Origin of the sequence: Enterobacter sp. BRE11 (assembly GCF_031844285.1) — a bacterium.
Taxonomy (GTDB): domain Bacteria; phylum Pseudomonadota; class Gammaproteobacteria; order Enterobacterales; family Enterobacteriaceae; genus Pantoea.
Map to the genome: position 1 here is coordinate 85896 of NZ_JAUZUX010000020.1, position 8974 is coordinate 94869.

The 8974-nt window shown below is 60.4% G+C and carries 7 protein-coding genes; 3 read left to right on the plus strand and 4 right to left on the minus strand.

What is annotated here, in order from left to right; all coding sequences use genetic code 11:
- Positions 1–337: 337 nt before the first annotated feature.
- From Q9R34_RS19075 to pepD, 4 genes are all read right to left on the minus strand, one after another.
- Positions 338–1402: a sugar ABC transporter substrate-binding protein gene (locus Q9R34_RS19075; RefSeq protein ID WP_485895738.1), complete on the minus strand. Its 1065-nt coding sequence runs from the start codon at positions 1400–1402 to the stop codon at positions 338–340.
- A 24-nt stretch (positions 1403–1426) separates the two neighbouring features.
- Positions 1427–2425, minus strand: a complete 999-nt coding sequence (locus Q9R34_RS19080) for an ABC transporter permease (protein ID WP_485895740.1) — start codon at positions 2423–2425, stop codon at positions 1427–1429.
- Positions 2422–3927, minus strand: a complete 1506-nt coding sequence (locus Q9R34_RS19085; protein ID WP_485895742.1) for a sugar ABC transporter ATP-binding protein — start codon at positions 3925–3927, stop codon at positions 2422–2424. The genes Q9R34_RS19080 and Q9R34_RS19085 overlap by 4 nt, the downstream gene beginning before the upstream one ends.
- A 258-nt stretch (positions 3928–4185) precedes the next feature.
- Complete coding sequence (gene pepD, locus Q9R34_RS19090; protein WP_485895744.1) at positions 4186–5643, minus strand: beta-Ala-His dipeptidase; 1458 nt, start codon at positions 5641–5643, stop codon at positions 4186–4188.
- A 253-nt stretch (positions 5644–5896) separates the two neighbouring features.
- On the opposite strand from pepD, the gene gpt reads away from it, so the two are divergent.
- The 3 genes from gpt (at position 5897) to crl (ending at position 8202) form a co-directional block, all read left to right on the plus strand.
- Positions 5897–6358, plus strand: a complete 462-nt coding sequence (gene gpt, locus Q9R34_RS19095) for a xanthine phosphoribosyltransferase (RefSeq protein WP_033752804.1) — start codon at positions 5897–5899, stop codon at positions 6356–6358.
- A 136-nt stretch (positions 6359–6494) separates the two neighbouring features.
- Positions 6495–7745: an esterase FrsA gene (gene frsA, locus Q9R34_RS19100; protein ID WP_434124102.1), complete on the plus strand. Its 1251-nt coding sequence runs from the start codon at positions 6495–6497 to the stop codon at positions 7743–7745.
- Positions 7746–7803: 58 nt separating this feature from the next.
- The gene (crl, locus tag Q9R34_RS19105; protein WP_033752802.1) at positions 7804–8202 is read left to right on the plus strand and encodes a sigma factor-binding protein Crl; all 399 of its coding nucleotides are present in this window, start codon (positions 7804–7806) and stop codon (positions 8200–8202) included.
- Positions 8203–8974: the final 772 nt, after the last annotated feature.

Below are 8974 nucleotides of genomic sequence, written 5' to 3' on the forward strand. Positions count from 1 at the left end.
AGTTAAGCATGGGATGATAACGCAGTCTGGTGCCACTCTGGGGCTGGCGGTCCTCGCGCCGCTGACGCGGTCCCTTCACGTCATTCATCTGCCTGACGGACCGGTGGGATGGAACATCCCTGTTCCAGCCCACCTTTCGCCCGCTTCCCTGCGGGCTCTCCTGGCAGACTCACTCTGTTCAGCGCTGCGAAATGCCCGCCCCAGAGTGGCACCAGCCTGCTGGCCCGCCCCAACAGCTCACCTGCGTATAAGAAAGGGCCGCCATTTTGAGAAAACAGCGGCCTTACCTGAAAATGACCTTTACTGACAGGCATTCATCCTCAGGCCGCTTTCTGTTTTACTTTTTGTATTTCGCTTCCAGCGTCGCGAACCACGGCGCGACGAAATCGTTATTGCCGCCCCAGCCGGGGACGATCTTGTTCAGCGACGCCACGTTAATCGCGCCCTGCTGGCTGTTCAGCTGCTGCTGAGAGATAGAGGCGCCTTTAAAATCGTAGCTGGCGGGCGTGGCTTCGCCGGCGATCTTATTCGCCACCAGGCGCATATTCACCGCGCCGATGGTTTTCGGATCGACCGCGACCGTCTGCACCCACGGGCTATTCTTTTCGCGCATCAGCTGCAGATCCTGGTTAGAAACGTCAATGCTGTAGAGCTTGATCTCGGTGCGGCCGTTCTCCTGCAGCGCCTTATAGGCACCCTGGCTAAAGGCGTCCCACGCCCCCCAGATCGCATCGATCTTACCTTTCGGGTACTTTGCCAGGATCGCGCCGATCTTATTGGCGGTATCGCCCTGCACGTCGGAGGAGACCGCGCCGATCGACTCCAGCTGATGAATGCCTGGATTCTCCTTCAGCAACTTCTCATACACCACCTGACGGCGCTCCATTGCCGGGAAACCGGCAACCCACAGCTTGACGATATTGGCCTTGCCGTTGAAATCTTTGTTCAGCTGGCCGAGCGACGCCTGCGCCAGAGAGGCGTCATCCTGCGCGGTGACGGTCACGCCGGGGATCGGCGCATCAACCGGGGTGTCGAACACCGACACTTTAATGCCCGCGTCGGCGACGCGCTTCACCAGACCGCTGGCGTAGGGCGCTTTGCCGTGCGACAGAATAATGCCGTCATACTTCTGGCTGATCGCCTGGTTCACGAAGTCCTGGAAACGCGCGTCGTCGCCGTTGCTGAGGAAGGTGCTGACCTTAAAGCCCAGCTTGCGGCCCTCCTGAATGGCGCCCGCGACAAACTGCGTGGTGTTATCGTCGGAGCCCAGGTTGCGGATCACCGCAATGCGCACCGGTCCCTGGTGACTGGCGATGGCCGCAGGCACAGGGACAACCGTATCAGCGACGGCGCTGGCGGCGAACAGGCTTGCGGCCAGCAGAGAGAGCGTTATCTTTTTCATTGTCTTTTTCCAGGTTAATCAGCGTTAGCGGCGCTGAACGTAGGTCATCGCCAGTGCCAGAGCCAGCACCAGTCCTTTAATAATGTCCATGGCGTAATAGGGAACGGAGAGCATCACCAGCCCGTTTTGCAGCACGCCGAGCAGCACCGCGCCTACCAGCGTACCGAGCGCATTGGGCTTGCCGGCACCCGCCAGCGACAGGCCGATCCAGGCGGCCGCCACGGCGTCCATCAGGTAGCCGCCGCCGGCATTGACCTGCGACGAGCCGATGCGCGACGCCAGCAGAATGCCGCCCAGGCCCGCCAGCAGCGAGGCGATCACATAGGCCAGCACGCGGTAGCGCGTGGTGCGGATGCCGGAGAGGCGCGCCGCTTCCGGGTTGCCGCCCAGCGCGTACATGCGGCGGCCGTGGGTGGTGAGCGACAGCGCCAGCTGCGCCACAACGGTCACCACCAGCATAATAATGACGATCACCGGCACCTGGCCGAGCAGGCCGAAGGCCGCCGGAATCGTGCCTTCCGCCATATCGCCGCTCGGCATCACCATGTTTTCCGTGATCGAACCACCGAAGCTATAGGTCATCGCGACGCCCTGGATAATAAACAGCGTGGCGAGCGTCGCCAGCATATCGGGAATGCGCAGCATCACGATCAGAAAGGCGTTGAACAGCCCGATCAGCGTGCAGAGCGCCAGGGTGAGCGCAATCGCCTCGACGCTGTTCATGCCGTACCAGACGAACAGCGAGATCACCAGCGCGTTGGCCAGCGAGGCGGTGGAGCCGACCGACAGATCGAAGCCGCCGACGGTCAGCGACACCGAGACCCCCACGGCGATCACCGTCACGATGGCGATAGAGCGCAGGATATTGATGATGTTGTTGGGCTCGAGAAAACTGTCGGAGGCGATGCCGAAGCCGGCGATCAGCAGGGCGACCGTGATCAGCATGCCCCACTTATAGAGGAAGTCGAACAGTCGATGGCGCAGCGGCGTCGCCGCGGTCAGGGTAATCTCTTTGCTGCTCACGCAGGGGTTCCTCCAGTGGAATAAAGCAGAAGCGTCTCTTCGGTGGCCGCGCGCCCGTCCAGCTCGGCCACGATGCGTCCATCCCAGAGCACGCAAATTCGGTCGCACAGCCCAACCAGCTCGGAAAATTCGCCAGAGGCGTAAATCACCCCTTTGCCTTCCTGCGCCAGACCGCTAATTAAGCGGAACAGTTCGGTTTTCGCCTTGATATCGACCCCTTTGGTCGGCTCATCAAAAATCAGCACGTCGGCGTGGCTGCGCAGCCACTTGCCGATGGCGATCTTCTGCTGGTTGCCGCCGGAGAGGCGGCGCAGCGGCTGCCCCGGGCCGGTGGTGCGCACGTTCAGACGCGCGATCACCGCTTCCGCCCAGCGCCACGCCTGGCGATGGCCAAACAGGCTCCAGCGCGAAAAGCTGCTGTCGGCGCTGACGCTGAGATTCATCGCCACTGACTCGTCGATAAAAATACCCTCTTTACGTCGCTCTTCCGGCACCAGCGCCACGCGTTGGCTCACTGAATCGTGCGGCGAGCGCGGCCGCCACGGCCTGCCGTGCAGTTCGCCGCGCGTGACGCGGCTTTTGCTGGCGCCGAACAGCGCTTTGCACAGCTCGGTTTTGCCCGCGCCCGCCAGCCCGGCGATGCCAAGGATCTCGCCCTGGTGCAGCCGCAGCGAAATATCCTGCAGCAGCCGATCGTCGTGCAGCCCCTCGACCGCCAGCAGCAGCGGCTGCGCGCTGGCGGGACGGCGCGGCGGATAGATATCGGTCAGCTGATGGCCGAGCATCTTCTCGACGATCTGCTCGCCGCTCAGCGCCGCCATCGGACCGCTCTCGATCAGGCGGCCGTCGCGCAGCACCGTCAGGCGGTCGCAGATCACCTTCAGCTCGTGGATGCGGTGCGAGATAAACACCACGCCGATGCCGCTGTTTTGCAGGCGGCGCACCACGGCGAACAGCCGCTCGCTTTCGTGCTGGTCGAGCGGGGCGGTCGGTTCGTCGAGGATCAGAAAGCGACAGTGGTGCGACAGCGCGCGCGCCAGCAAAATCTGCTGCTTCTCCGCCAGCGTGTAGCGCTCCACCTGTTGGTTCACGTCAATGTTCGCCTCGAGCTGCGCCAGCAGGGCGCGCGCCTGGCGGCGAATAGCGCGCCAGCGAAAGCCGTGCCCCGGTTCGGCCAGCCGATCCAGCAGGATGTTCTCCGCTACGCTGAGTTGAGGCACCAGCGCCACGTCCACCTCCTGCTGCACCAGGTGTATGCCGAGTTGTTTCGCGTCGCGCGGGCTGCGTATCGTCACCGGCGTGCCGTCCAGCCAGATTTCGCCGCTGTAGTGGCTGTGCGCGCCAGAGAGCACCGCCATCAGCGTCGATTTGCCCGCGCCGTTAGCGCCGGTTAGCGCATGCACCGAGTGGCCTTCCGCGACGAAATCGACCTGCGTCAGCGCGGCGAATCCGCCGAATGCGAGTGAGATATTGCGCATCTCAAGGCGGTTTAAGGCACTCATTAGCTCAGGCTCCCTGTAACTGACTGGCCGCAATTTTTTCCTGAAGTTTCAGGCGCGGCAACAGCCGAAAGCGCATAAGCTAGCACGAAATCTTATTAGCCATCCAGACATCTGGATAGTTTGGCGGCTAAAGCTGGCGCGTCAGAGAACGCTGGTGTTTTACAGCAGGGAAGCAAAAAGAAGTGGTGTTTTATGCTGGCGCGGCGCGCGGGCATAAAAAAACCAGGCCGAAGCCTGGTTTATCAAAACATGACGCGCTTACTTTGCTGGGATCGCATTCAGCAGGGTGGTGAGCAGTTTCCAGTAAAGGCCGACGCTCTCAATATGCACCTGCTCGTCCGGCGAGTGCGGACCGGTGATGGTCGGGCCGATAGAAACCATATCCATGTCCGGGTAAGGCTTCTTGAACAGGCCGCACTCGAGACCGGCGTGGATCACCTGAATGTTCGGCGTTTTGTCGAACAGTGCAATATAGGTCTGACGGGTCAGCGCCATAATCGGTGAGTTAGCGTCCGGCTGCCAGCCCGGATAGCCGCCTTTCGGTTTGGTCTGCGCGCCAGCGAGCTGGCCGAGGGAGGTCAGCATCTGCACTACGTAGTCGCGACCGGTGTCGATCAGCGAGCGGATCAGGCAGTTAATCTCCGCCTTATCGTGATCCATGGTAACGACGCCGACGTTAAGAGAGGTCTCCACCACGCCTTTCGCCACGTCGGAGTTGCGAATAACGCCGTTCGGCGTGCTGTTCAGCAGGTTCAGGAAGCGGTCGCGGCTCTCCACGCTCAGCGCCTCGCCCTGATGCGCCAGCGGCTCGGTAACGACGTTGATGTTCTTCTCTTTCACGCCGTGCTCGTTTTGCAGCGCCAGCAGGAAGTGCGCCGCCGCGGATTTCAGCGCGTCGACCTTATGGCTTTCGACCGCCAGCGTAGCAAAGGCTTCACGCGGGATGGCGTTGCGCAGCGTGCCGCCGGTAAAGTCAATCAGACGCAGGTCGAGCTCGGCGGCGTGCGCGGCGAGGAAGCGCGCCAGCAGCTTATTGGCGTTGCCGAGGCCCATATGGATATCTGCGCCGGAGTGGCCGCCGCGTAGCCCTTTCAGGGTCAGCTTCAGCGTTTCGAAACCGGCCGGAATCGCTTCGCGCGTCAGCGGCAGGGTGGTGATAAAGTCGATGCCGCCCGCGCAGCCCATATAGATCTCGCCTTCCTCTTCCGAGTCGGTGTTGATCAGGATCTCCGCCTGCAGCCAGTTCGGCTGCAGACCGAAGGCGCCGTCCATGCCGGTCTCTTCGGTCATGGTGAGCAGCACCTCCAGCGGGCCGTGGGTCAGGCTGCTGTCGGCCAGCACCGCCAGCGCGGACGCCATGCCGATGCCGTTGTCGGCGCCCAGCGTGGTGCCGCGCGCCTTCACCCATTCGCCATCAATATAGGGCTGAATCGGATCTTTGGTGAAGTCATGGGCGGTGTCGTTGTTTTTCTGCGGCACCATATCGAGGTGCGCCTGCAGCGCCACCGGCGTGCGGTTTTCCATCCCGGCGGTTGCCGGTTTGCGGATCAGGATATTGCCGACCGCGTCGCGCTCGACCCAAAAACCCTGCTCTTTCGCCCAGCCGACAATATAGGTGGCCAGCGCCTCTTCATGAAAAGAGGGGTGCGGAATAGAGCAGATTTTGGCGAAGATATCCCACAGCGGTTGGGGAGAAAGCTGAGACAATTCAGACACGACAGGTCTCCTGTATCAGTGCGCCGGCCAGGCCGGTGTGCGCGAGTTTCCAGTGAATGGTCGCCGTCAGCGAATCTGACGTGATGGGGCTGAGAATATCACTGTTATCGCCGGGTGCGTACTCAGGCGCGCTAAAAAGCCGCAACCAGTGGTTCGGATGCTGGTTTTTAGCGCTGAGGATCCTTATAATCTCGCGCAACCTTTTTCCCGTTGCACATTTTTAAGCCGATTAAACTGGCTGGGATCGCTATTCATGAGTGAAAAATACGTCGTTACCTGGGACATGCTGCAGATTCATGCCCGCAAACTGGCCCAGCGTCTGCTGCCTGTCGAACAGTGGAAGGGCATTATCGCGGTCAGCCGCGGCGGCCTGGTGCCGGCTTCTCTGCTGGCGCGCGAGCTCGGCATTCGCTATGTCGACACCGTCTGCATCTCCAGCTACGACCACGACCATCAGCGCGAAATGACCGTGCTTAAGCGCGCGGAAGGCGACGGCGAAGGCTTTATCGTCATCGACGACCTGGTCGACACCGGCGGCACCGCGCAGGCGATCCGCGAGATGTATCCCAAAGCGCACTTCGTCACCATCTTCGCCAAGCCGGCAGGCCGCCCGCTGGTGGACGACTACGTGGTGGATATCCCGCAGAACACCTGGATCGAGCAGCCGTGGGACATGGGCGTGGTTTACATTCCGCCTATCGTTAAAGGCGCCTGATCGTTTCGCGTTAACAACGCCCGGCTTGCCGGGCGTTGTGCTTTCTGCCGCCGCGCACTGCGCTCTTTTGCACCTCGCGCCGCTCCTGACCCTGCAGTACACTTAGCCTCTGCCAGAGCCGTCAGGAGAACCGAGCATGTCGAGCAAAAATCTCAGCGAAGAGCTATTTAAGCCGCACTACAACTACCCCGAAACCTCCTCGCTGGTACATCGCCAGCACCACGCTCATCAGGTAGATGTCGAAGCGACGCTGGACGGCAGCAGCCAGCACGGCTGGTATCGCATGCTCAACAAACTGATGTGGACGTGGCGCGGCGTGCCGCCGCAGGAGATCAGTGAAGTGCTGGCGCGTATCGCCATCAGCGACCAGCGCCATACCGATGACGCGCTGCTCGACACCGTGATCGGTTTTCGCAGCGGCAACTGGGCGTTTGAGTGGTCGAAGCAGGCGGGCCACTGGCAGGCGCGCGCACAGGAAGAGCGCGACGACAGCCTGGCTGGCGAATACTGGCTGCGCGCCTCGCACCTCTTTAGCATGGCCGCCTACCCCTATATCAAAGGCGATGAGCTGGCGGACCAGGCGCAGACGCTGGCGAATCGCGCCTACGAAGAGGCGACGCGTCGACTGCCCGGCGAACTCAAGGCGCTGAGCTTTAATATTGAAGGCGGCAGCCCGATCACCGGCTTTCTGCATATGCCGCCCAACGCCTCGGCGCCGTATCCCACCGTGCTGCTGTGCGGCGGCCTCGACTCGCTGCAAAGCGATCACTATCGCCTGTTCCATGACTACCTGGCGCCGCGCGGTATCGCCATGCTGACGCTGGATATGCCGTCGGTGGGCTTCTCCGTGAAGTGGCGGCTCAACCAGGACACCAGCTTTCTGCATCAGCAGGTGCTGCGCGATCTGGCGAACGTGCCCTGGATCGATCACCGGCGCGTGGCGGCGTTCGGCTATCGCTTTGGCGCCAACGTCGCGGTGCGGCTTGCCTATCTGGAAGCGCCGCGGCTGCGCGCCGTCGCGACGCTTGGCCCGATGGTGCATAGCCTGCTGACCAGCGCGCAGCAGCAGGACGCCATCCCGGATATGTATATGGATATGCTCGCCAGCCGCCTCGGCATGGCGTTTACCCGCGACAGCGCGCTGCGCACCGAGCTGAATCGCTACTCGCTTAAAGTACAGGGGCTGCTGGGCCGCCGCACCCCGACGCCGATGCTCGCGGGCTACTGGCCGGGCGATCCTTTCGGCCCGGAAGAGGATGCGCGGCTGATCGCCAGCTCCTCCGCCGACGGCAAACTGCTGCCGATCGGAGCCAGGCCCGCGCTGGCAAATTTCGAGCGCGCGCTGAATGAGGTTTGCGACTGGCTGGCAAAGCGGTTACAACAGTAGCTGGCAAATTCACAGCGCTTTACTTTAATACTAACGGTCAAACTTATGGAGAATTAGCATGACGTTACCGAGTGGTCACCCCCGTAGTCGCCTGCTTAAGCGCTTCACCGAGCTGGGACCGTATATCCGCGAAGGGAAATGTGAAGAAACGCGGTTCTTTTTCGACTGCCTGGCCGCCTGCGTCAATGTTAAACCCGCGCCGGAAAGCCGCGAGTTCTGGGGCTGGTGGATGGAGCTGGACGCACAGCAAGACCATTTTACCTACGTTTATCATATTGGCCTGTTCGATAAAGATGGCGACTGGTCCGTGGCGAACATCAAGGGAAAAGAGAACGCACAGAAGGTGGAAGAGACGCTGCGTAACTTCCATACCCGCCTGAAAGCGATGCTGCAGGAGCTGAACCTGGGGCTGACGCCCGCCAGCGGCTTTAAAGAGCCGGTCGATCTCAGCGCGTAACCCTGAACGGCAGGCATAGTTCGATTCGCTTCGGCTATGCCTGTTCTGCATTATTGCTGCGCTGGCGCTGCGCTTATATTTTCTACCGCTTTAGCGATATTTCCTGACGCGTTTTTATCCTCTTTTTACTTCCGCGCTTTTATTTAATTCTTCCTGCCGACACCCAATATCTTCCCGGCTTATTTGATTATCGATATTAACTAAATCCACGTGATAAACGCTGGGTAATCAACGCTGCTCATTGAAATGCCCGGTCCAGCTAAATCAGAGAGCGGCACGGTATAATTCCTATTCTTATTTTATTGAGGCGGATCGCACTGACGATTTGTAGACGTTTTCCTGACGAAATGGTCTGATACCAGCCAGCGCGACAGCACTCGTCGCGGCTTTTCTCCGTTTGTTATCGGCAAAAAAAAGAATGCCAACCCGGACAGCTAAAAGTTCGGGTGGTCCTGTGCTGTCTCTCTGGAGGAAAACCCTTTGTTTAAATTAAATCCGCTGTTATTAAGCCTGGCCGCTGCGCCCGGGCTGCTTTTTCCTGTTACCGGTAGTCAGGCCGCTACGTTAAAACCTTTTTCCCCATTATTAAATGACAATAAGGCAGGCGTATTTTGCGTCTGTAATGGCTCGACGCAAACGCTAAGCGGCATTCAGCGCTTTCAGCCGGGCTTAGATGGCGGCCGCCCCATTACCGTCGGCGAATTGTTATCAAGCGGCAGGTAATGCTGCCAACTTACTGATTTAGTGTATGATGGTGATTTTAAGGTGCTTG

What these genes read in the sequence shown, in the direction of transcription:
- Q9R34_RS19075 (WP_485895738.1), bottom strand. Translation starts at nt 1,402, where the DNA reads ATGAAAAAGATAACGCTCTCTCTGCTGGCCGCAAGCCTGTTCGCCGCC.
- Q9R34_RS19085 (WP_485895742.1), bottom strand. Translation starts at nt 3,927, where the DNA reads ATGAGTGCCTTAAACCGCCTTGAGATGCGCAATATCTCACTCGCATTC.
- gpt (WP_033752804.1), top strand. Translation starts at nt 5,897, where the DNA reads ATGAGTGAAAAATACGTCGTTACCTGGGACATGCTGCAGATTCATGCC.
- frsA (WP_434124102.1), top strand. Translation starts at nt 6,495, where the DNA reads ATGTCGAGCAAAAATCTCAGCGAAGAGCTATTTAAGCCGCACTACAAC.
- crl (WP_033752802.1), top strand. Translation starts at nt 7,804, where the DNA reads ATGACGTTACCGAGTGGTCACCCCCGTAGTCGCCTGCTTAAGCGCTTC.